This window comes from Oleiphilus sp. HI0117, assembly GCF_001635235.1.
The window spans coordinates 1-1,541 of record NZ_LWGA01000063.1; the positions used below are offsets into that span (position 1 = coordinate 1).

Annotated in this window: 3 protein-coding genes; 2 read left to right on the plus strand and 1 reads right to left on the minus strand. The window is 43.4% G+C overall.

The window, feature by feature from the left end:
• Nucleotides 1-176 precede the first annotated feature (176 nt).
• Together A3757_RS27845 and A3757_RS01025 are read left to right on the plus strand one after the other, a co-directional pair.
• Nucleotides 177-302, plus strand: coding sequence for a YacL family protein (locus tag A3757_RS27845; protein WP_197469622.1), 126 nt, complete (start codon nucleotides 177-179; stop codon nucleotides 300-302).
• A gap of 14 nt (nucleotides 303-316) precedes the next feature.
• Nucleotides 317-550 carry a YacL family protein gene (locus tag A3757_RS01025; RefSeq protein WP_197469623.1) on the plus strand — a complete coding sequence of 78 codons (234 nt, stop codon included), beginning with the start codon at nucleotides 317-319 and terminating at the stop codon, nucleotides 548-550.
• A 17-nt stretch (nucleotides 551-567) separates the two neighbouring features.
• Here the strand turns inward: A3757_RS01025 and A3757_RS01030 are convergent.
• Nucleotides 568-1,541: alpha/beta fold hydrolase (locus A3757_RS01030; RefSeq protein WP_156506079.1), on the minus strand; the 974-nt coding region annotated here is incomplete at its 5' end.

The following is a 1,541-nucleotide window of genomic DNA, read 5'->3' on the forward strand; positions in this document are numbered from 1 at the left end:
TTTAAGTTTAAGCTGATCGACCCTAAATTCCGCTTTGATGAAATCACCATCTATCAACGCCTTATCTTCAACCTTAGCTGGTCACCTGAAAAGTTTACTGAAAACGATCAAATTGTAGAGCACCTGGTTGAAAATGGTGATTTGGAAATGTTTTAATCAAACAACAGAGGCCAAAATTGGATTACGAGTTTTTGTTTGATGAGAGTTCCCAGCCGCAAGCCCTATTTTCTAGCGGCCATGAAGCTATCGCTACTTACTTCAATATGGAGCTAAAGACTATCGTCGCAATTGACGAGGTTTAACAATAATAGACAAAGTGGAAAAAGGACAAATCACTCAATACCACTTTCAAGGCTCTGAATTTCAACTCAGGTTAGACAAAGTGGGAGCAGAAGTTCTTGCGAACGCTCTCGGTTATGAGGTCTACGAAGAGCTTCCTGAAAATACAGAATTATATGACCAGGAGCTCCAGGCAGAATGTGGTTTACTTGACTTCCAACAAGCCTTGCTAGAATGGCAGCGTTTTATTAAAAACAAAAGCCTGCCCTAGAACGATAGTTTCTTCTATCAGTTCATCACACCAAGCTTACGTTTTACATAGGTACCAGGGGCATCACATAAGACTTCAAGCTTTCCTGCTTCGGGCAAACGAGCTTCGATCTCTTCGCCTTTATAGGGCTGGAGCCAGTCGTTCCAATGTGTCCACCAACTGCCTTTATGGTGCTCACTCGCCGCGAGCCACTCATCCGCATCGTCAACAATATTCTCATTCGTCCAGTAAGAATACTTCTTCTTCGCTGGAGGGTTAACAATACCCGCTATATGACCGGACTCACCCAGCACAAAGGTTGCGTTGTCTTTGCAGATTTTGGCACCTTCATAGGTAACACGCCACTTGGCAATATGATCTTGATGGGTACTGATAAAATACAAAGGTACTTCTATTTTGGACAAGTCTATTTTGGTGCCATTGACCGCATAAGCACCTGGTTTAACCAAACGATTTTCCATATAGAATTTTCGCAGCATCTCGTTATGACAAGCACCGGTGATATTAGTACTATCGGAGTTCCAGTATAAAAGATCAAAAGGCGTCGGAGACTCACCCTTTAGATAGTTCTGGATATAGTAATTCCAATACAGAGAGTTCTCACGCAGTTTGCTGAATGAAACCGCCATCACTCTGCCATCGAAGTAGCCTTTTTGATTATTCTGATGTTCTATCGCTTTAATCGTATGGTCATCGATAAATACACCAATATCTCCCGGATCAGAGAAATCTGTCAAGGTCGTAAAAAGCGTTGCTGACTTAACACGAGGCTTTAGCTTACGCGCAGCCATATAGGCTAGCGTAGTCATTAATAAGGTGCCGCCAATACAATAGGCCGCCGCATTGATTTCACGGATCCCCGTTTGTTTTTCAACCACTTCTAGAGCATGTAATGCACCGTCGGTGACATAGCGGTCGAAACCGATATTCCGCTCTTTTTCAGTCGGGTTCAACCAAGACACCATAAAGACGGTCTGCCCCTGCTCTACCG